This window comes from Alpinimonas psychrophila, assembly GCF_014137865.1.
Classification (GTDB): domain Bacteria; phylum Actinomycetota; class Actinomycetes; order Actinomycetales; family Microbacteriaceae; genus Alpinimonas; species Alpinimonas psychrophila.
In genome coordinates this window covers 44,202-65,007 of sequence record NZ_JACGWU010000008.1, presented here as the reverse complement: position 1 = coordinate 65,007, position 20,806 = coordinate 44,202, and the positions used below count along the sequence as shown (strand labels likewise).

Here is a 20,806-nt window from a genome sequence, read left to right as displayed (position 1 = left end):
CGAAGGTTAGCTCAGGAGTTCAGAAAGAGCGATACGGATCTGTGCCTTGCCCAGAACCGTCGCCTCCCCAAAGGTGACCGTCAGATCGATCCGGGCTGTGTTGGTCTCGGCGTCGAGCGCCCCCAGCTTGGCGCTCACACTGATATCCGCACCGGTCTCAGCATCGACCAGAACGGGTCGAGTGAATCGAACCTGGTAATCGATAACGCGAGCCGGATCACCGGCCCAGGCGACCACGCACTGCACGGCAAGTCCCATGGTGAGCATGCCGTGGGCCAGAACACCGGGCAGGCCAACGGAGACGGCAACATCATCGCGGTAGTGGATGGGGTTGAAGTCCCCCGAGGCGCCGGCGTAGCGAACAAGCGAGTCACGGGTGAGGTGGTATTCGGCTGTCGCGACAACATCGCCGACGTCAAGCTGGGCAAGCTGGGCAAGCTGGGCAAGCTGAGGCATTATTCATCTCCTCGCACGACGAGGGTGGACGTCGCGGTGACAACGTGTGCCCCCGTGGAATCGACGATGTCAGAAACGGCCGTAACCATGGAGTGCCCGCCGAGGCTCTTGACGCTCGCGATCGTGAGGGTAGCCGTGAGTTCATCTCCGGCCACAATGGGCCGGGTATACGTGAAGCGCTGATCGCCATGGACAACCCGGGTGAAATCAATCCCTGCATCCGGTTCGGCCAGAAGTTGAGCGAGGGTGCGTTCTTGAATCACGATGGGGAACGTCGGTGGAGCCACCACATCGGCGTGACCGGCCGCTATAGCAGCATCCACGTCATAATTCAGCGGACTCGTCGCGAACACAGCGCGCGCAAACTCGCGAACCTTCTCGCGCCCCACGAGGTAGGGCTCGGTCGGCACGAAGACACGACCTTGGATTTCCGGATTCACGCTCACCCCGCAATTCTAACGACGAGCGAGAGATTACGCCCGCGCCGCATCCTGCTCCAGCGTGAGGTCGACATGAAATTCGATTCCTGCGGTGTTCGGCATAAAACCGGCGGCAAGTCCCACATTTTCGGCCAATCGAGTGCCCAGCCCGGGCACTGCATCGCTCGGCAAAGGTGCGCCATCGTTTGTCAAGCTGAGGCGAATGGAATCCTCGCTAAGTGCCAGAATCGACAAAACGGCATTTTTTGCCTGACCATGTTTAATCGAGTTCGTAATGAACTCCCCCACGACGTCATAGACGATGTGCCTCGTCAGGTCGTCTTTGTCGAGGCGATTCCTCAGAACCTCGTCGCAGTCCCAGGTGAAGTCAATCACTCCCGCCCAGCGATCCCGAATTTCGCCGAGACCTTTTTTTAATGCGTGTACTGCCCCAGGGGTCACTGACTGCTGCGCCGCAACCGTAATGAGCTCCCGCACCTCCGCAAGGGACTGCTCGGTGTCGCCTCCTGCTTCAATATCACGCTGGAGGCGAAAGGCAGCAGCGAGAAGGGTGCCTTGGATCTCCTGGTGAAGTGTGCGCGACAGCTGTTTCTGCTCTGCCCACAGCAATGAGTTGTCGCGGGAGACGTTCCACGCGAGGCGAGCGTTAACGGCTTCGGTTTCCAGCAAAATTTCGCGATGAGCTTGCCTGAGCCCTGGCGGCACCGCGATAGCCCACGCCACGCCGTTAAAGACCACCGTGGTGTAAATGAGCGTGAGCACCAACTGGGTGGGCTGATATCCAGCAGGGATGGCAGCGCTCAGGCCCGCCCCGACAGCCACAAACCCATTGATTGCCGAGACCACGATAATACGCGTCGCGACCTTCCAACGTGCCAAATACGGGCCGACCAGACGGGTCGCGATCCACAGGATGCCTCCCATCACCGACAACCAGACAAGAAGAACCAGAACACCGATGCCGAACGGCAGCAGGGTCGCGGCTGCACCAAATCCAAGCATGAAGAGCATGACGGGCAACGACCTGGGACGGATCGGCTCCACGCGCGTAATGAAGTCGAGCATGAACGAGGCGCCACTGCGCTTTTCAGGCACCGGTTCGTTGGTGCTGGGCATCACCCGCGGCTTGCGCATGAGATCATGACTGAGGGGCCGGATGACCTTGTCAGAGACGTCAAGAAGGGCTGCCACAACGCTAGGCGCGCTTGAGGAAGTCTTCGTCGCGTCGACCGTCAGTGTTTGAATCGCTTCATCCACACGTTCCCGCACATCGCGGAGGGTCTCAGCACGCACGGCCGCGAGTTCCTGCTCCGAGCGATTCTGAAGGGTTTCAAGCCTGGTTCGCCGCACGACAAGTTCGTTGAGCTTCTCACGAAAAACAAACACTTCATTGACGACGATGGACACAACGGAGAAGGCGGCGATGCCGGTCAGGAGGCCGGCGGTGATGCGAAAGCTCCAGTTGATACTCTCGAGGGCTCCTGCCTGATAGGCCAAAATTGTCACCGCAATCGACCGCACAAGCTCTGTCAAAGCAAAAAGGGTCAAGAATGCGATGGTCCTGTTGCGAGGGTTCGTAAATCGACTGGCGATGATGCCGCCCACGGAAAAGAAAACCACCGCAAGGACAAAACCCTGCAAGGCAGTCAAAATCCAAGCCGCCTGAATCCCCGTCTGATTCTCTGCATCCGAAAAAGCTGTCCCCAGAGTAAGGGGAATCAGAACCCAGAGACCAACGGTGAGCGAAGCAGAGTGTGGGCCAATCACTCGCCCGATTCGCACACGAAGTAATGCGCGCGTTTTCTCCAACATTTACCAAGATTAGTGCCTAGTGCAACAACCCCCCAGACCAATACTGGCCCGGGGGGTTGTTGTGCGGTTACCCGCGAAAAAATCTCAATGCCTATTGGCAGCTGTCACACTGCAACAGGTCCATGGGGTCGACGGGTACTGCGTAGCCACCGATGTTGTCGTTGTTGTCAAAGTCCATTGTTGCCTCCTGAGAAAGAAAATTTAAGTCGAGATTATGAATCATCTCTGCCGCACCCCTGCGGTGGACTCTTACTATATAACGGGAATGACACCTCTGTCATTCCACTACATGTAGTGTTTTGGAGTTTTTTTTATCATTTTGGTCCAACACCCGAAACTCTCCCGGAAAGACGCCAAAGTTGCATCCCGAACAAAATGGGAGGTGCGACCCTTTCGGCGTGTCGGTACGAAAGCTAAGCTCAGAGTCCGCAGGTGAAAAGCCCCAGTCGCACGACAGACGTCGTGGCGGGCGCCCTGCAAGAGCTACAGAGTGGACAACCACCACACCATGACCGCCAATCACGCTAATCACATGCACACCCTCGACCTAGAAACCATGCAACTCCGCGAACGTATTTTTGACTACGCACGCCGCCGAATGAATTACGACCCCGCGCCGCTCGACGGCCCTGTCACCTATGAGCACCTTCGGAGCACCGTTCCCCCCACTGTCACCGAAAAGGGGCTCGGCGGTGAGGCTGCCCTCCAGCTCTTTGAAGACGTGCTGGCCCCCGCCTGCATCTCGGTCGACCACCCCAACTACCTCTCCTTCATTCCTTCCGCCCCCACGGAAGCCGCGACGCTATTTGACCTCGTTGTGTCGGCATCCACCATTTATGGCGGATCCTGGATGGAGGGCGCGGGCGCGGTTTACGCCGAGAATGAGGTCCTCGAATGGCTCGCTGCCGAAGCGGGACTTCCCCTCGGTGCCGGTGGCGTCTTCGTTCAGGGCGGAACGCTGGGGAACCTCTCTGCCCTCGTTGCGGCCCGCCACACCGCTCAGGATGCCCTTACGGCCACCGGTCTGCCTCGCCCCGCCCGCTGGAGGTTCGCATGCAGTAGCGAAGCCCACTCCTCCCTGAAGGCTGCGGCCCGTGTCATGGACGTCGAGGTCGTCTCGATTCCTGTCGACCACCATGGACGCCTCACCGGTCCCTCACTGGAGGCCGCCCTGGAAGGTGACTGGGACGGCGTCTTCGCGGTCGTCGCTACCGGAGGCACCACAAACTTTGGCATCGTTGATGATCTCGAGAGCGTCGGTCGTGTGACCAAGGAGCACGGCGTCTGGTTCCACATCGATGGCGCTTACGGCGTGGCCGCCATGCTGGCCCCCACAACGAAACCGCTGTTTGCTGGCATGCGTCTGGCCGACTCCTTCATCGTTGACCCCCACAAGTGGCTCTTTGCTCCCTTTGACGCGTGCGCCTTGATCTACCGCGAACCCGAACTGGGACGCCGTGCCCACACCCAGCACGCGGAGTACCTCGATGCGCTCACCGATGCCAACGAGTGGAACCCCAGCGATTACGCCTACAACCTCACGCGCCGGCCCCGCGGTCTTCCGCTCTGGTTTTCGCTCGCGACCTATGGCATTGCCGAGTACCGCGCGGCTATTGAGACCAACATTCGCTTGGCTCATCTGATTGCCGAAGAAATTCGGCAGCGCCCCGACCTGGAGCTTGTTCGTGATCCGCAACTCTCCGTTGTCGTCTTTACCAAGAAGGGATGGACGCTGGAGGATTACTCTCGGTGGTCAGCCAAGCTCCTAGACGATGGGGTTGGCTTTGTCGTTCCCAGTTCGCACCAAGGCGCCCCCAACACACGTTTCGCTATCGTCAACCCCAAGACAACGTTCGAGGATCTCACCCAAATCCTCGACACCATGATCTAAAGGACACCACTATGGACCTCACTATTGCAGGGCGCCTCTCGTGACGTTGGGCGGCGATCGTCCTTGGCTCATGCCCGCCGAATGGGAAGAACATGAACGTACCTGGATGGCGTGGCCGTCGTCTGGCTACACCCTGGGAGAAACAGAGGCCGAGGCGAATGAGGCCCGCGCCTGCTGGGCGGCTGTGGCGAATGCCATCGTGCGGTTTGAGCCTGTGACCGTCGTCGTCGACCCCTCCGCCGTGGGCGTTGCTCGCGAGTGGCTCGATGACGCGGTAGAACTCTTGGAAGCAGGTCTCGATGATGCCTGGATGCGCGACATCGGTCCTACGTTCGTGCGCGGTTCCGATGGCAAGCTCGCCGGCGTCAACTGGGTGTTCAACGGCTGGGGTGGCCAAAAGTGGGCGTCGTGGGAGCATGACTCTCTCATTGCCTCCCGCGTGAGCGCCGCCGCGGGCATAACCGTGCTCGACTCCCCCTTGGTCAACGAGGGCGGGGGCATCCACGTTAATGGTGCGGGCACCGTCATGGTGACCGATACCGTGCAGCTGGATGCGGGGCGCAACCCCGGCTGGAGTCGCCTCCAAGTCGAGGAAGAGCTGAAGCGCACCCTCGGCGCCTCGCGCATCATCTGGATGCCTCGCGGCCTCACCCGCGACTACGACGAGTTCGGGACTCGCGGTCACATCGACATTGTCGCGTGCTTCGCGAGCGAGAACACCGTGCTTTTTCACGACCAACGCAATGCCGAGCATCCTGATTTCTGGATCAGCGCGGAGACCCGCCGCGTTCTCAAAGCCGTGGGCAAGACTCCCCCCGGTACGCCCGCCGCGGAGATCACTGGCTCAACCGGCAAACTGAAAGTTATGGCGGTTCCCGCCCCCGATGTCCTGCAGGACGACGAGGGATGGGTCGACTTTAGCTACATCAACCACTACGTCTGCAACGGTGCCGTCATTCTCTGCGCCTTCGACGATCCGGGCGACGAGCGTGCCCGTAAGATCCTGAAGAAGGCATATCCGGGGCGCAAAATCGTGCTCGTCGATGCCCGGCCGCTCTTTGATCGCGGTGGCGGCATCCACTGCATCACGCAGCAGCAGCCCAAAGCCTAGCCCGCTCGCTCGCTCTAACTTGGCGCTTTTGGCGCTTTTGGCGTTACTGGCGTTTTTTGCGACTGAGGCGCATACTTGAGGCATGAGCACAAACATCGAACTTTCTGTGAGCCAGGCACGCAATCAGTTTTCTGACGCAGTAAATCGGGCTGCTTTCGGTGGGGAAATCACCTACGTGACGCGAGGTCGGGGCCAGAAGCGCGCTGCAGCGATTGTGCCCGCCGAGCTTGTCGAGCAATATGAAGAAATGCTTGATAACGAGGATGGTCGCGTTGCGACGGAGCGACTGACCGAAATCGAGGCTGGTCGAAGTCACACCGTCAGCGCTGAAGAGGTTAAGCGAATCCTCGGCCTGTGACCTCGGCCGAGCGTTTTACCGTCGAATATGCGGCGGAAGCTCTCAAGGAACTGAGAAAGCTCGACCAAACAGTCGCCCGCCGGGCCGTCAAGGCAATCGACGCCTTGGGCATCAACCCGCGACCGAGCGGAACGCGCCAACTCGTTGGCTTCACGAACCTCTGGAGAATTCGGGTCGGCGACTATCGGATCATCTACACAATTCGAGACTCAGAACTTCTTGTTCTGGCCCTCCGAGTTGCCCACCGCCGTGAGGTGTATCGAAGCCTCTAGCCAAAGCCCATCAAGGGTAAAGGCCGCGGAGGCGGTGCGCCTGGGTAACTTTTTCCAACGCCAAACAGGTTGCCGAAACCCTGAGGGACAGGTCGCGCTTGGCGGAGAAATCAATGACGTTATCCCACGCGCTCTTCATGCGTTCTTCGAGGCGAGTGTTGACCTCATGTTCCGTCCACCAATACGCCTGATTGGCCTGCACCCACTCGAAGTAGGACACGACCACACCGCCGGCATTAGCCAGAATGTCAGGCACGACGAGGATTCCAGCTGCCTCCAAGATGGCATCCGCTTCTGGCGTCGTGGGACCGTTGGCGCCCTCAACGATGAGGCGCGCACGAACTCGTCTCGCATTCTCCGCGTGAAGGACACCCTCAACGGCGGCGGGGACCAGGAGGTCGACCTCGAGCTCGAGCAGGGCCGTGGGATCAAGTTCTTCTCCGCCGATGAAACCGCTCACGCCCCCGGTGAGATCGACGTGATCAGCGAGGAGTTCGATATTCAACCCCTGGGACGCAAAGATCGCGCCATATTGGTCGCTCACGGCGACAACTCGCGAGCCGAGTTGAGCGAGGAATCGCGCGGTATCGCGACCAACTTTGCCAAAGCCCTGAACGGCGGAGGTGCTACCGTCAGGCTCAATGCCGAGGCGCCGCAACGCCTGTTCGGCAACGTGCACGACACCGCGGGATGTTGCACTGGCGCGTCCCAAGGATCCACCCAAGCTGATGGGCTTTCCCGTGACGACTCCCGGCACGGTGTATCCCTGGCTGACGGAGTAGGTGTCCATCATCCACGCCATCGTTTGCTCGTTCGTGCCAATATCGGGCGCCGGGATATCGCGCTCCGGCCCAATCAGGGGAAGAATCTCTGTGGTGTAACGCCGCGTAATGCGTTCAAGTTCAGTGGTGCTGTGGGTGCGAGGATCAAAGGCGATGCCGCCCTTTGCCCCACCGTAGGGAACATCAATCAGGGCACACTTCCAGGTCATCCACATGGCGAGCGCCCGCACCTCGTCCAGCGTCACGTGAGGACTATAGCGAAGGCCGCCCTTTGCCGGCCCACGAGAAACATTGTGCTGAACCCGATGGCCTGTGTACAGGGCGATTGAGCCGTCGTCCCGACGAAGAGGCACACTAACCGTGAGCTCACGGCGGGCCGAAGCAAGCATCAGATAGGTGCCCTCGTCATATCCCATAATGCGCACGGCATCGGCGAGTTGATGACGCGCGTCCTCGAGGGGCGTAGCCACGGGGACCTGATCGGGAGCCTGCGCCGGGGCGACGCTCGTCGTCGAAGTGGGGCGAGCCAGGATGTCGGTCATGACAGTTCCAGCGCGTGCGCGAGAACGGCGAGCCCGTCGATGAGAAGTTCGTCGGAGATGGCCAGGGGTGGCAGAAAGCGGATCACGTTGCCATAGGTTCCACAGGTCAACACGACGACTCCGTCGGCGTGGCAGGCTGCGGCGACGCGCGAGGTGAGAGCCGCGTCAGGGTCTCCGGTCTCGGCGTTCACGAGTTCCACAGCGATCATTGCTCCGCGGCCCCGGATGTCCCCAATGCGAGCATCCCGTGCCTGCAAGGTTTCGAGTTTGCCAATCAGAAGCTCACCGATCTCGCGGGCACGCTCGAGCAAACCGCCGTTCTCGTACAACTCCAGCGCAGCGAGTGCGGCGGCGCAGGCCAACGGGTTTCCGCCATAGGTTCCGCCGAGGCCACCGGCATGGGGGGCATCCATTATCTCCGCGCGACCAGTGAGAGCCGACAGCGGCATTCCCCCGGCAATGCCCTTGGCGGTGACAATGAGGTCGGGAATGACTCCTTCATGCTCACAGGCGAAGAGCCGCCCGGTGCGGCCGAAACCCGACTGGACCTCATCCGCTATGAAGACGACGCCGTTTTCCGTCGCCCACTCGGCAAGCCTGCACAGGAATCCTGGCGCTGGGACAATGAACCCGCCTTCTCCCTGAATCGGCTCGATGACGATCGCGGCCAGGTTGCTCCCCCCAATCTGCTTCTCGATCTGGGTGATCGCAATCTCCGCGGCCGCCGGGCCCGAGAGGTTTCCGTCGCGGTAGGGGTAGGACATGGGCATGCGATAAATATCGGAGGCGAAGGGGCCAAAACCGCTCTTGTAGGGCATTGACTTGGCCGTGAGTGCCATCGTGAGGTTCGTGCGACCGTGATACGCGTGATCGAACGCCACGACACCTTGGCGGCCCGTGAAGTAGCGCGCCACCTTGATGGCATTTTCGATGGCCTCAGCACCGGAGTTGAACAAGGCGCTCTTCTTCGGGTGCGTTCCCGGGGTGATTCGGTTGAGAGCTTCCGATACGGCAACATACCCTTCGTAACCCGTCACCGAGAAGCACGTGTGAGTGAAAAGTTCTGCCTGGTCGGTGATGGCCCGTACGATCTCGGGGGCGGCATTGCCCACGGTGGTCACAGCGATACCAGAGCCAAGGTCGATGAGCGAGTTTCCATCAATATCGACCAGGATTCCACCCCCAGCGGCGGCCACGAAAACGGGCATCACCATGCCGACACCACTTGAAATTGCGGACTGCTTGCGCTCCAACATCGCCAGCGATGCGGGGCCAGGAATCGCTGTCTTGAGGACGCGTTCTTGCACGATGGCGGAGGTCCGAACGGGGGCAAGTTGAGGAGACATTTCCACAGGCAGCTTTCTCTATATTTTATACAATCGAATTACTCTCAAGGATAGAAATGATGCTGCGATTCCACGTCTGCCAAATTGGCAAATATCCTGCTGTTATCTCCGAATTGGCAGTTGCGTAGCGCACCGAATATGCTCGGTGAAATGGACCCAACGTTGCAGTCCCTCGTCCTTCACCGGCCACTCTCGCTTCGCGTGTTGCACCCCGGGTTATCACTGAGGCAGGACATCAGCTGGGTCGCGAACTCCGACCTCGCCGATCCGCGGCCATTCCTCTCCCCCGGTCAGGTGCTGCTGACCACGGGGCGGCAGTTTGCCGACTGGACCGGCCAACAGCCCTTCGATGAGTACGTCGCCAATCTCGCGGCGGATGGAATTGTGGGGATTGGATTCGGCACCGAAATCTTTGTGACCGGCACGCCCCCCGAACTCATCACGGCCTGCCAAACCGCCGACATGAGCCTGATCGAGGTGCCCTATGACACTCCCTTCATCGCGATTATCCGCTGGATTTCCGATGCCATCGCGAGCAAGGCAAAAGCCCGAGCGGAGTGGGGCCGCAACGCCCAAAGTTCCATTTCGCTCACGGTCATCAAGGGCAATGGAGTCGATGGCGTTTTGGCGGAGCTGGCTCGCCAACTCACGGCGCGGGTCTGCATCATCGAGGCGAACGGACGCCTAGCGAAGTCTTTCGGTGGCTCGCCGACCGCAGCCGGCAAGGAAGCCACTCAGGACCGGACGCCCGTGCAGAATCTCGCACAGGCATTGATGGCAGAAGCTACGCGCCTGCTCGGGAACAAACGGCGCGCGGGGAGCTCGCTCAGCACAGACGGCACGGAGTCCGTTTTTCAAACCCTGGGCGAGCAAAACGCAATGTTTGGCGTTCTGAGCGTCTCAGGTCCCGACCGTTTCGACCGAGCAGCGATGGCGGTCATCACAACTGCAGTGGCGCTCTGCGAGATCTCGTTTCGCGATGATGCAGAGCGGGCCACCGAGCGAATGACGGCACAGAGCGGCGTGTTGGCCATGCTGTTGGAGGGGCACTACGACGCTGCTCGGGAGTTTCCGCCGTTGGGAGATTCCTGGCTCCCCCGAACACCCACCCTCTGTTTCGCTGTCATCGGCGGCGGCGCCAACCGCAGTAACAGCGTGGAAGCCGCGTTGAGGGAGACTCCCGCCATGGCGCGCATAGAACGCCTCGTCGCGTGCCACGATGATGACCTCGTGCTCGTCTTCGCCAACACCCACCGCCGTCAGGTCGCAAACTTTCTCGCGCAGGGGGGAATGCGTGCGGGTCTTTCTGGCGCCGTCCCACCTCACAAAGCCCGGCAAGGCTTGGACCAAGCTGTCATGGCTCTCTCCAGCGCACGCGATGATGTCGCCGTTGTCGACTGGGGGGATGCGAACATCAAGGGTTTTTGGGAGCTTCTCGACCGCGAAGAGCTGGCCGATTACGCGACGCTGCGGCTTGCCGCACTGAAGGATCGTCCCGACGGGGATGAATTGATCACGTTTGCGCGGGCGTGGTTCGCCCACAACTGCAACGGCGATGCCGCCGCCAAAGAAGTCGGGCTCCACCGCCACGTTCTTCGCAACCGGCTCGAGCTGATCGAATCGACGCTCGGCCTGACCCTCAGCACCTTTGAAGGGCGTGCCGAGCTGTGGGCACTCCTGTCAACAGCACCCTAACTTCACCCCCATCAAGAAAGGGCGCTCGAGCCACCCTCAGGGGTGAGGCCCACGCTATTGCGGTAACCCATGATTTTTGATCTCATGCCAATGCCACACACGCCGACCATGGACTCGCCCTTGAAGTAACCATAAACACAGTTCCCCCCAACAGCTCCCTCAAGAAGGCGAATATCGTCGGCTTGATCAAGCAGGCCATAGGAGAGGAGGCTGACCTCGAACTGGTCGCTCCAGAAACTTGGAATGGGCGCGAAAGGTTTTGCGAGATGATCCGCCAAGGCGGGGTTTTCCGTCATGGTCGCGGAAAGAATTTGACCAACCTTGCGCGCCATCTCCGTGGGGATGTTCCAGTGCTCGACGCGCCTCGTGGTTTCGCAGAACTGGGGAATCGGGAAACGGGCCACATCACCGATGGCAAAGACGTTCTCCCACGGTTGGCCGTTTACACGAAGGGCATGCAGGGTGCCATCGACATGGATCCCGGATTCAATATCAATGTCATTGCCCTGCAAGAACTCTACATTCGGCTCCGAGCCAATTGCCTCAATCAGAACGTCACACGCCAGTGTGAGCCCCGAGTCAAGAACGACACCGGTAACAGTTTCGGTTCCCGCTATCCGCACGAGGTTCGAATTCATGACGAACTTCACGCCGTGCGCTTCCTGGCGGGACTGAATATCACGAGCTAGCTGCTCCCCCAAGGGACGCAACAATGGCACCGAGCCTTTACCAACCACGGTCACTTCTGCCCCGAGCTTGCGAGCCGTGGCAGCTGCTTCACAGCCGATGAATCCTGCGCCGTAGACCACGACGCGAGCGCCTGGCTTAAGCTCGGACCGCAGCGCCATAGCATCGTCCAGTGTGCGGATGGCATGGCTGCCCCGTGGCGGCATACCTTCAAATTCGAGGCGGCGGGGGCGGAGGCCCGTAGCAATAATCAGGGCGGAATAGTCGAGGACGCGACCATCCGCGGTTGTCACCGACTGGACCTGGAGGTCAGCGCTGGCAACGGGACTTCCCAAGGCCCACTCCACATCTTCGAGGATGGGAGGAATCGTAAAAGCCACGGCCGCGTGGTCCACGTGTTCCGCGAGAACCTCTTTGGAGAGCGGGGGTCGATTGTAGGGGGCATGGGACTCATCCCCAATAACGACGAGTCCACCCGTGTATCCGCCTTTTCGCAACGACTCCGCCGCTCGTAGCCCACCCATGGATGCGCCGACGATAACGATGGGACGGATCATAATGACGCGACCCTATTTGGCGAAGGCGATTGCCTGCATGGGGCAAACATCGATGGCGCGCTCAACGTTTTCCAACTCACTGTCGTCCGCGGTGGCGTGGTACTCGAGTTTGTCATCCTCATTGAGGGCAAAGACGGTGGGCGCTTCAAAAACACACTGTCCGTAGTGCTGGCACTTGTCCATGTCGACGTGAATCTTTATCATGGTTATTTTTCCTCCACAGTGGATGGGTATAGGTCTTTTGAGGGCGTGCGAATTCCACGGAACTCCCAATCGCCCCCCATGGCGGTCGAGATGACCTCTTCGCTTTCGGTGGGTTGCGCACCCACATCCTTGCGGATGGGCGTGGGGCCTACCACGATGGTATTACTCAACCGGCCGAGTCCTTCAACTTCAACCTCGACGACATCGCCGGGCTGCACCGGACGCGAGTTTGCGGGAGTACCGGAGAACAGCATGTCACCGGGAAGCAACGTGATGGTACGCGCAATATCGGCCACCAGATAATGCATGTCCCACTCCATGTTGTCGGTGTTGTCCTCTTGCTTAACCTCACCGTTCACGTACGTGCGGATGACTTTGTTGCGAAAATCCCAGTCCGTGATCAAGCCCGGACCAACCGGAGCAAGGGTGTCTGAACCCTTGACCCGCAACATGGATCCCGCATCCGTATCGCGAAAGTCATGGAGCCCAAAGTCGTTACCGATGGTGTATCCCGCAATGTATTCGCCGGCATCCTCGGGAGCGATGTTGCGGCACGTCTTGCCGATCACGATGACGATTTCACCCTCGTAGTTGAGCCACTTGCAGCCCTCGGGGCGCACAACGGCACCCTTGTGGCTGTTGATGGCCGTGAGGGGCTTCTGGAAATACGTGGGGGCAGCAGGAAGCTTCGTCATGAACTCCTGCGTGCGGCTGTCGTAGTTCAGGTGCACGGCGATGATCTTCGTGGGTTCCGCGGGAGGCAGGTGGTGGGCATCCGCAATGGCAACACGACGACCGTCAGCGGCCACCAACATCTCGCCCTCGCGCACGGTTTGCACGACGGCGCCATCCAGCAGAATTCTTCTATATTCAGTCACGCGAGAGCACCAAGTCCTTAGGGAGAGGGAAGCCGCCTTCGGGCTTCGGGAAATACATGTGAATCTGCGCGGTGCCGACCGAGTTTTCGTACTCGGAGTACATCACGGCCTTGGAGGTGTTGGCCTCTTCGCCGAGCGCGCCGGCCATCATCAGGTAATGACTGAAGTTGGCCTCTGGCTTGTACTTCAGGAACTCCGGCATAGTCTCAAGAACCTGCTTGTGATCTCCAGCCTTGAACCATTCAATGCGTTCCTCGTCGGCGGCGCGAGCCTCGGGCGAGAAGATATGAATCGGATCACTGGCCTCGTGCTTGCGCAAATCGCGCAGCTTATAGAACGTGTGTGACAAGGCGCCGGAGGCGAGAATCAACACCTTGCGGTCCGAGTCCCGAATCGCTTCGCCGAGCGCGCGGCCTGCACGAAGGTAGTCCTCGGTCGTTGCCGTCTGACAGACCGAGACGCTGACCCACTTCTTGTCGATTCCCTTGCCCAGGTAATCCCAGAGGTTAATCGTGGCGTAGAAGACGGGGAGGTACGGATCGGAGATGGGTGTGATCCATGTTCCGTTCTTTTCGTCATATTTGACGACGGATTCCGCGAACTCAGGGTCACCTTTAAAGGAATAAGGAACCTGTGACATGCCACGAGGTAGCTCCTCAGCGGTGTACTTGCCTTCGCGGTGCTCGTGGGCGCTGATGACAAACTCGACCGTCGTCGCCCAGTGACTGTCCATGACAATAACGGTGTCGTAATCCAGCGTCTCAAAGACGTCCTTGCGGAGCTTCTCTAGGCCCGGGACCAGCGATGTTTCTTTGCCCTCATTCAGTTCGTAACGAACCTCTTTGGGGAGCATGATCGTGGGAACGTGCGCCAGAATTGCTGCGCCTACTACTTCGCCCATGGTTATTCCTTCCATCCATTTGGTGAAACTACGGTGTTCTTAATATCTGCGTAAAAATCAAACGACCAGGTTCCACCATCGCGGCCAATGCCGGATTTCTTGGAACCGCCAAAGGGGGCCTTGAGGTCGCGCACGAAGAAGCAGTTCACCCAGATAGTGCCCGCCACAAGTTGTGAGCTGATCGCGTGGGCGTGCGCTCGGTCGCCCGAAACCACAATGGCTGCCAAGCCAAACTCCGTACCGTTGGCCATCGCAACGACTTCGTCATCGGTGACGAAGGTCTGCATGCACAGCACAGGACCGAAGACCTCACTCGTGAGAATTTCGGAATTCTGAGCAGGATTCTTGACCAGAGTGGGACGGAAATAGAGGCCGCCCAGTTCTGCGTTGGGCTCGCCTCCCATCACGATATTTTCGCCGTCGGCCTTCGCGCGATCGACGAATCCCTTGATGCGATCGAAGTGGACCTGATGAATCTGGGGCCCGATATCGGTGTCGGGATCGCGCGGGTCGCCTTGCTTAAGAGTTGCTGCCTTGGCCGCGAACCGTGCCGCGAACTCGACGGCAATGCTTTCGTGCACCAACAGGCGCGTTCCCGAAAGGCAAACCTGCCCGGCGTTGTCATACTGCTCGACGGCAATTTCTACAGCGAGGTCAAGGTCGGCATCGCCGAGAATGATGGCCGGACTCTTGCCCCCGAGCTCGAAGGAGCAGGGGGTGAGGTTGTCAGCGGCTGCCCGAGCAATGGTCTTGGCCGTCGGAACAGATCCGGTGAACGAAATGCGGGCGAGGTCGGGGTGGGCCACGAGCGCCGCGCCAGCCTCCTTGCCGAAACCTTGAACGACGTTGAAAACACCGGCGGGAATGCCGGCCTGAACCGTGAGGTCGGCGAAGAAGGACGCGCTGAGGGGCGTCCACTCGGCGGGTTTGAGAACGACGGTGTCTCCCGCGGCGAGGGCGGGACCGATCTTCCAGGTCGCCAGCATCAGCGGCGCATTCCACGGCGTAATCAGAGCAGCCACGCCCGAAGGGTCCCAGCTCACGTTGTTGGTGTGACCGCGCGTCTCGAAGACATCGTGGTGAAGCTCGTTGATGGCCCAGTCTGCAAAGAATCGAATGTTCATGGCCACGCGAGGCATGACCCCCCGGCGGTGCGAACGAAGAAGCGAGCCGTTGTCCATGGTCTCGAGCTGCGAGAGCGCTTCGTTGTTGGCTTCGATCAGGTCGGCCAGTGTGTGGAGGAATTCACCACGACCTTTGGCTCCCAACGCCGCCCATGCGGGGAAGACTGCTTTTGCTGCGGCAACAGCGGCATCTACCTCTGTCTGGCCGCCGCGGGCAATCTCGCCTAAGAAGCTACCGTCAATCGGTGAGGTGTTCGTGTACGTCTCTTTCGAGGCGACGCGCTGACCGCCGATGAAGTGGCGGGTGTCAATGGTGACTCCGGCAACGCTAACTTCATTCATATGGCTGTGCCTCACATCGTCGTGTAGAAGTAATCATTCGTATACTAATGATTATTCCTGAGATATAAAAGTCCGACCAGTAAAATCCTCACCAATTTTCCGAAAGGCTCTTCTGATGACAGCATCCCCACGCCCCCGGATTGCCATTCTTGGTCGCTTCGCTTCCAGCACTTCTGCGACGCGCTTCGAGGCGCTGGTGGGGGCCCGCAAACTTGTGCAGGGTGTCTGGAATGCCGGGGGCGAGCCGCTGACAATGCTGCCTGTCAGCGGCAGCGATTGGGCCGAACGCCTGCGCGGCATTGATGGCGTGCTGATGCCCGGCGGTGCCGACATGAACCCCGCTCGCTACGGCCAAGTAATCGAATCCCACGAAATTTATGACGTGGATGATCTTGCCGACGAAAATGATCTCGGCATGGTTACCTTCGCGCTGGAGGCGGGCATCCCCGTTCTCGCAATTTGTCGCGGTCTCCAAGTGGTCAACGTTGCCCGCGGGGGAACCCTTGTGCAGGACATGGCTGCGCCCCACCGCCATCACGTGGCCCCGGTCACGATCGATGCGTATGTTGCCGAATTGGGGCTCTCAACGAACGTCGTTCAAGCCTCGTGTTATCACCATCAGATGATCGACACGCTGGGGAAGGGTCTCGAGGTCATTGCTCGCTCAGCCGAGGGCTACATCGAGGCGGTAAAAATTGATTCCCCCGCCTGGGCGTTTGGCGTTCAATGGCATCCGGAAGACAACTTCGAAACCAACCTCGCCCAAGCGGAATTATTCGAAGGCTTTATTCAGGCCTGTTCGGTATAGGAAATCAACTGGCGAAGCATAGTTGCCAGTTCTGTTCGATTTTCAACCGGTACGTGGGAAACGAGGTCAACCTCCTGCAGGTTAAATGCCGGGAAGAGCTCCTCCATGAGGGCACGCCCAGCGTCAGTCAGGGTAACCAGTACGCGGCGCCCGTCTTCGGGACTCCGCGTACGCACGGCAAAATCTAGTTTCTCTAGAGTACTGAGCACTCCCGTCAGGGTGGCTTTTGAAATGCCACTTTCCAAAGCAACCACACGGGTTTCGACGGGTTCCCAGATCCAGGTCACCCAGAGAACCACGAATGCCGTCCAGCTCAGGCCGCTTTCCGAGAGAACATTGCGCTCAAGATGGTTGCGAACAGCGCTTGCCGCACGAAAGAGATTGTGGGTAACAGCCATCGCTTCGAAATCCAAAGTCATGTGGCTCAGGCGGTGTGAAACGCGGGCTTCGGTCTCCACCAAAGTGTGACTGCCGGTCATGATGCCTTCCTCTGGCCGAGTTTGTTGAAATCATCAGCCCGTGGCCACCTAAAAAGTAACCAGCCTTCACCATATGCGAGATTGATATTTATCGCGGCGATTTCTCTTGACAAGCCGCGAACTACGGAAGGTACTATTGTGTATATTATTCGTACCCGAACAATCTCAATGAGGAGCGCCCATGCCAACCACGACATCCATTTCGTTGGCCGACCTTGACCTGTTTGAAAAAGGTGCCCCCTGGGACGCTTTCGCCGAGCTTCGCGCAAAGTCCCCCGTTCACTGGAGCGATGAAACAGACGGCGGAAGTGGCTTCCACTCTGTTTTGCGCTACCACGACATCGTCAAGGTACTTCGCGACTCTGAGACCTTCACGAGCGAACGTTTTACCAACCTCGAAGAGGTAGACGCCGAACAAGAAGAAGCGCGTCGATCCCTCATCGAGACCGACGGCACCCGCCACCGTGCCATGCGCCGGCTACTTCAGGGCGAGTTCACGCCGTCCGCTGTCGCCAAGTATGAGACCTTCCTTCGCGGCCTAACGGCAACAACCCTGGACACTGCATTTGCGAAGAAAGAATTTGACTTCCTCGAAGAGGTTGCCGCCGATTTCCCCATTCGTGTTCTCGCCCGCCTCCTTGATGTTCCCGATAGCGACATCGGCAAACTCATCAAATGGGGTAACGAAATGGTCGGCAACACCGACCCCGAACATGCGCGCTTGCTCATCAGCGACCCAGAGAGCGAAAAGTATCGTCTCGTTCCTTTCCGTTCCCCCGCCGCGTTGGAGCTCTTTGCCTACGGCGACGAACTCAAGAAACAGCGCCAGGGCCACAACGGCACCGACCTCGTCTCGCTCTTGGTCAACACGACCCCCATCGACAACATCCCGCTCACGGATCGGGACTTCCACACCAACTTCCTCCTGTTGGTGGTGGCTGGCAACGAAACTACGCGCCAGACCATCGCCCACACCATGAACAACCTCATCAACAACCCTGAGGTGCTTGCCTTCCTGCAGGAAAACCCCGACAAGATCCCGTGGGCTGTGGAAGAGTTCCTCCGCTACGCAAGCCCTATCTACCACTTCCGCCGCACAGCAACACGCGACGTTGAGCTCAACGGTGTTGACATTAAGAAGGGCCAGAAGGTTGTCTCCTGGTTTGCCTCCGGCAACCGTGACCCTGAGGTCTTCAAAAACCCCGACATGTTGGATGTCTTGAGGATGCCGAATGAGCACATGACCTTTGGTCGTGGCGGACCTCACATGTGCCTCGGGAACGCGCTGGCGCGTATCGAGCTCATCATCATGTTCGAAGACCTCATCAGCCGCATTGACACGATGGAGCTCACCGGCGAAATTGACTACCTGCGGTCAAACTTCATCAACGGAGTCAAGCGCATGCCCGTTCGCGTCACCACGCGATGACCGACGGGCTCCACTGGTCGATCAAGGCGAGTTTCGTTCGCTACATCCTCGGAATGCAAGACGGCCTTTACGCCGTTACCGATGATGCTTCCGTCAGCCCGGAGTTCGTCTTCACCTTCCCTAAGAAAGACGTCTCCGGGTTCGACGCCGCAACAGGATTAGGCACTCTGAAGTTCGTCGGAGCTGTTCGCTTCGGCGGCCACGGCGGATCGCTCTACGTGATGATTGCCGACCCCATTGTGGAGATCACGGCGACCGGAGCAGTCCTCAGCGCCAAGGTCGACAACGACGGCGAGCGCCTCGATTTGGTTACTCTCGATTTTGGCAAGACCGCCAGCGGTACTCCGAGCTGGGACGCGGTGTCGACATTCTTGACCGCGAATGGTGCATCGCTGTTCATCGGTCAGTACCCTGCGGGAACGCCTTTCGACCCGTTGAACATCACTCTCGCGCAGCTCGACGCTACATCAGCCCCGCAACGCGCTTAAGGAAAGCATCCACCAAGGCGTTGGTGCGGACCTCGGCCGCGGGGTCTTCGGCGACCGTTTGCGCCATCATGACATCCGGATCTTGACCATCGTCGATAACTTTGACCGTTCCCCCCATGGCGAGCCAGCCCATCAACGACGCTGCCTCTAGCTCCGGATGGAACTGGAGCGCCAAAGTCTTGTTGATAACGAAGGCCTGTGAAGCAACCGGGTTGCGGGCAATTTCTCGGGCACCCGGGGGAACCTGCCACGCATCAAAATGGAACTGAAACCAGGGCCCGTTGCTGACAAGTTCGTGGTCATCGCTCCAGATGTTGGTCCATCCGATTTCTGGGTGGTCTCCCCGTGCCACAGATCCTCCCATGGCCCGTGCAACGAGTTGACCGCCAAAGCAAATGCCGAGGACCGGCTTGTTCGAGGTCACGGCATCGCGAATCATCTCGATTTCAGGCGTCAACCAGTTGCCAATGCACGCATCATCCCAAGCGCCCCATGGCGCCCCCAGCGGCACGATGAGGTCAAAGTCTTCGATACTGGGAAACACAACGGCAACATTGGGCTGATCAAATGAGTCTTGCGGGACAACGAGAAATTCCGTGACGTCAAACCCATGATGAACGAGGCGTCGGCCCACCGCGCCTGTCGGGCTTGCATGGTCGTGTTGGATAATGAGTGCCCGCATAAAAGCTCCTTCGCCGGACGGAATTTCTTCAACGAATCGTCGGGCAATTTACTAAAAATGGGCACCGAAAGGTAGTATTCGTTTGTTCCCTAACGATATCGTTGTTGAACAAAACTTGCCACAAAGGAGTAGCAATGGTTCAGGATTTGGCCAAACTCAGGGACGACCTGAAAGAACGCGGCATCGACGTGCTCCGCGTTGTCTATGCCGATGTCTTAGGTATTCCTCGCTCCAAGGACATTCTGGTGAGCCAACTGGACAAGGCCGCCGAAAATGGGCCCGCCTTTAGCCAGGGCGTCTGGATGACCACCACCGGCGGTGACTTCCACGATGCAAACGATGTCGCCTCCGATGGCCTGCAGGACTTTGTCACCAAGATTGTCGCCAACACGATCTCTCCTTTGGCGTGGGAGCCCGGCGTGGCCTATGTCATCGGTGACGCCTTCAATCCGGACGGCAGTCCCAACCTCATGTCGCCCCGCTCGGTGCTCAAGAAGGTTATCGAGGGCTACAACAAACTGGGACTCCAGCCGGTGGTAGGGCCCGAATTGGAGTTCTACATTGCCAATCGCACCGCGGAGGGTGGCTTTGAGCGGGCACTGACGCAGACGGGCCGTGTCTACATGACCGGAGCACTCGTCGATCCCGACGGCGACGTCCTTCACCTCCTTCGAATGCTTGATCGCCTCAACATCGGTGCCTTCGCGAGCAACCATGAGTTCAGCCCCAGCCAGTACGAGATCAACCTCTGGCACAGTGAAGCTCTCGACGCAGCTGACCGGACCTTCTTTTTCAAGACCGCCGTCAAGGACATCGTCTCCCTCCGGGGTAAGCACGCTACCTTCCTGGGCAAGCCGTGGAGCGACGAGGGGGGAAGCGGATTTCACCTTCACCTCTCGGTCACCAGCATGGACGGCACGAATCTCATGCATAACGGAAACTCCACACTCTCAAAGGTTGCCCACCAGATGATTGCGGGAATCACAAAACACGCCGCTGGCCTGACCGCACTGACGAATCCGACCGTAAATGCCTTCAAGCGTTTGGGGCCCGATACTTTGGCCCCATACCGCTCCAACTGGGGCTACGACAACCGCAGCTGCATGGTGCGCGTTCCTCCCGAACGTGGTCAGGGAACTCGCCTCGAGGTTCGTGTCGGCGACGGAGCAGCCAATCCCTACCTTGTGATTGCCGGCGTTCTCGCAGCAGCTCTCGACGGCATTGTCAACGATCTTCCGTGTCCGGACGATGCGGTTGGAATGGCCTACGACAACGAAGGTGCCGCCATCCTGCCTGAAACCTTCTCGCAGGCCCTGGATGCTCTCGACTCCGATGATGCCCTGCGCACTCAGCTCTCCCAAGAGCTGATAAACGTTTTCATGACGCTCAAACGTGACGAAGTAGCCCGCTATGAGGCGTCTACCGAAGACCCCATGACGCGCGATGTCACGCAGTGGGAAATCACGGAATATTTCGAGGCGTACTAGCGTTACCCGAAGTCAAAAAGGATGGCCGGTGCTTA

General features: G+C 59.2%; 21 protein-coding genes. 9 read left to right on the top strand and 12 right to left on the bottom strand.

What is annotated here, in order from left to right; genetic code table 11:
• Positions 1–6: 6 nt before the first annotated feature.
• The 3 genes from FB555_RS09910 to FB555_RS09900 are packed head-to-tail and all read right to left on the bottom strand — an operon-like array spanning position 7 to position 2,708.
• Complete coding sequence (locus tag FB555_RS09910) at positions 7–456, bottom strand: MaoC family dehydratase (RefSeq protein ID WP_182485318.1); 450 nt, start codon at positions 454–456, stop codon at positions 7–9.
• Positions 456–902, bottom strand: a complete 447-nt coding sequence (locus tag FB555_RS09905) for an FAS1-like dehydratase domain-containing protein (protein ID WP_182485317.1) — start codon at positions 900–902, stop codon at positions 456–458. Before FB555_RS09905 ends, FB555_RS09910 begins: the two co-directional genes overlap by 1 nt.
• A gap of 27 nt (positions 903–929) precedes the next feature.
• A complete protein-coding gene (locus FB555_RS09900; RefSeq protein WP_182485316.1) occupies positions 930–2,708 on the bottom strand; it encodes a hypothetical protein in 1,779 nt (592 codons plus the stop codon).
• A 532-nt stretch (positions 2,709–3,240) separates the two neighbouring features.
• Here FB555_RS09900 and FB555_RS09895 point away from each other — a divergent pair.
• From FB555_RS09895 to FB555_RS09880, 4 genes are all read left to right on the top strand, one after another.
• A complete protein-coding gene (locus tag FB555_RS09895; protein ID WP_246323711.1) occupies positions 3,241–4,599 on the top strand; it encodes a pyridoxal phosphate-dependent decarboxylase family protein in 1,359 nt (452 codons plus the stop codon).
• A 40-nt stretch (positions 4,600–4,639) separates the two neighbouring features.
• Positions 4,640–5,710: an agmatine deiminase family protein gene (locus FB555_RS09890; RefSeq protein ID WP_343046452.1), complete on the top strand. Its 1,071-nt coding sequence runs from the start codon at positions 4,640–4,642 to the stop codon at positions 5,708–5,710.
• An 82-nt stretch (positions 5,711–5,792) separates the two neighbouring features.
• Positions 5,793–6,068: a type II toxin-antitoxin system prevent-host-death family antitoxin gene (locus tag FB555_RS09885; protein ID WP_182485315.1), complete on the top strand. Its 276-nt coding sequence runs from the start codon at positions 5,793–5,795 to the stop codon at positions 6,066–6,068.
• A complete protein-coding gene (locus FB555_RS09880; protein ID WP_182485314.1) occupies positions 6,065–6,340 on the top strand; it encodes a type II toxin-antitoxin system mRNA interferase toxin, RelE/StbE family in 276 nt (91 codons plus the stop codon). The genes FB555_RS09885 and FB555_RS09880 overlap by 4 nt, the downstream gene beginning before the upstream one ends.
• 10 nt (positions 6,341–6,350) lie before the next feature.
• Here FB555_RS09880 and FB555_RS09875 read toward each other — a convergent pair whose 3' ends face one another.
• Positions 6,351–7,664: a Glu/Leu/Phe/Val family dehydrogenase gene (locus FB555_RS09875; RefSeq protein WP_182485313.1), complete on the bottom strand. Its 1,314-nt coding sequence runs from the start codon at positions 7,662–7,664 to the stop codon at positions 6,351–6,353.
• A complete protein-coding gene (gene gabT, locus FB555_RS09870) occupies positions 7,661–9,010 on the bottom strand; it encodes a 4-aminobutyrate--2-oxoglutarate transaminase (protein WP_182485346.1) in 1,350 nt (449 codons plus the stop codon). The genes FB555_RS09875 and gabT overlap by 4 nt, the downstream gene beginning before the upstream one ends.
• Positions 9,011–9,160: 150 nt before the next feature.
• Between gabT and FB555_RS09865 the strand changes: the two genes are divergently transcribed.
• Complete coding sequence (locus tag FB555_RS09865) at positions 9,161–10,705, top strand: PucR family transcriptional regulator (protein ID WP_182485312.1); 1,545 nt, start codon at positions 9,161–9,163, stop codon at positions 10,703–10,705.
• Positions 10,706–10,716: 11 nt separating this feature from the next.
• On the opposite strand, the gene FB555_RS09860 is transcribed toward FB555_RS09865, so the two are convergent.
• From FB555_RS09860 to FB555_RS09840, 5 genes are read right to left on the bottom strand one after another with little or no spacing between them, the layout of a single operon-like run.
• Complete coding sequence (locus FB555_RS09860) at positions 10,717–11,949, bottom strand: NAD(P)/FAD-dependent oxidoreductase (protein ID WP_182485311.1); 1,233 nt, start codon at positions 11,947–11,949, stop codon at positions 10,717–10,719.
• Between the two features lie 12 nt (positions 11,950–11,961).
• Complete coding sequence (locus tag FB555_RS09855) at positions 11,962–12,153, bottom strand: ferredoxin (protein WP_220475957.1); 192 nt, start codon at positions 12,151–12,153, stop codon at positions 11,962–11,964.
• A 2-nt stretch (positions 12,154–12,155) separates the two neighbouring features.
• Positions 12,156–13,031 (bottom strand): fumarylacetoacetate hydrolase family protein, encoded by an 876-nt coding sequence (locus FB555_RS09850; RefSeq protein WP_182485310.1) that lies wholly within the window; start codon positions 13,029–13,031, stop codon positions 12,156–12,158.
• Positions 13,024–13,932: a DODA-type extradiol aromatic ring-opening family dioxygenase gene (locus tag FB555_RS09845; RefSeq protein WP_182485309.1), complete on the bottom strand. Its 909-nt coding sequence runs from the start codon at positions 13,930–13,932 to the stop codon at positions 13,024–13,026. The genes FB555_RS09850 and FB555_RS09845 overlap by 8 nt, the downstream gene beginning before the upstream one ends.
• Before the next feature lie 2 nt (positions 13,933–13,934).
• Positions 13,935–15,398 carry an aldehyde dehydrogenase gene (locus tag FB555_RS09840; RefSeq protein ID WP_182485308.1) on the bottom strand — a complete coding sequence of 488 codons (1,464 nt, stop codon included), beginning with the start codon at positions 15,396–15,398 and terminating at the stop codon, positions 13,935–13,937.
• A 115-nt stretch (positions 15,399–15,513) separates the two neighbouring features.
• Here FB555_RS09840 and FB555_RS09835 point away from each other — a divergent pair, with 115 nt between their 5' ends.
• Positions 15,514–16,206 carry a gamma-glutamyl-gamma-aminobutyrate hydrolase family protein gene (locus tag FB555_RS09835; protein ID WP_182485307.1) on the top strand — a complete coding sequence of 231 codons (693 nt, stop codon included), beginning with the start codon at positions 15,514–15,516 and terminating at the stop codon, positions 16,204–16,206.
• Here the strand turns inward: FB555_RS09835 and FB555_RS09830 are convergent.
• Positions 16,188–16,685 carry a MarR family winged helix-turn-helix transcriptional regulator gene (locus FB555_RS09830; RefSeq protein ID WP_182485306.1) on the bottom strand — a complete coding sequence of 166 codons (498 nt, stop codon included), beginning with the start codon at positions 16,683–16,685 and terminating at the stop codon, positions 16,188–16,190. The genes FB555_RS09835 and FB555_RS09830 overlap by 19 nt on opposite strands.
• A 181-nt stretch (positions 16,686–16,866) precedes the next feature.
• Here FB555_RS09830 and FB555_RS09825 point away from each other — a divergent pair, with 181 nt between their 5' ends.
• Both FB555_RS09825 and FB555_RS09820 read left to right on the top strand, forming a co-directional pair.
• The gene (locus FB555_RS09825; protein WP_182485305.1) at positions 16,867–18,114 is read left to right on the top strand and encodes a cytochrome P450; all 1,248 of its coding nucleotides are present in this window, start codon (positions 16,867–16,869) and stop codon (positions 18,112–18,114) included.
• Positions 18,111–18,602, top strand: coding sequence for an HtaA domain-containing protein (locus FB555_RS09820; protein WP_182485304.1), 492 nt, complete (start codon positions 18,111–18,113; stop codon positions 18,600–18,602). The genes FB555_RS09825 and FB555_RS09820 overlap by 4 nt, the downstream gene beginning before the upstream one ends.
• On the opposite strand, the gene FB555_RS09815 is transcribed toward FB555_RS09820, so the two are convergent.
• Positions 18,577–19,284: a type 1 glutamine amidotransferase gene (locus tag FB555_RS09815; protein ID WP_182485303.1), complete on the bottom strand. Its 708-nt coding sequence runs from the start codon at positions 19,282–19,284 to the stop codon at positions 18,577–18,579. The genes FB555_RS09820 and FB555_RS09815 overlap by 26 nt on opposite strands.
• Positions 19,285–19,418: 134 nt before the next feature.
• Between FB555_RS09815 and FB555_RS09810 the strand changes: the two genes are divergently transcribed.
• Entirely contained in the window at positions 19,419–20,771 is a 1,353-nt protein-coding gene (locus FB555_RS09810) for a glutamine synthetase family protein (protein WP_182485302.1), read from the top strand.
• The last annotated feature ends 35 nt before the right edge of the window (positions 20,772–20,806 follow it).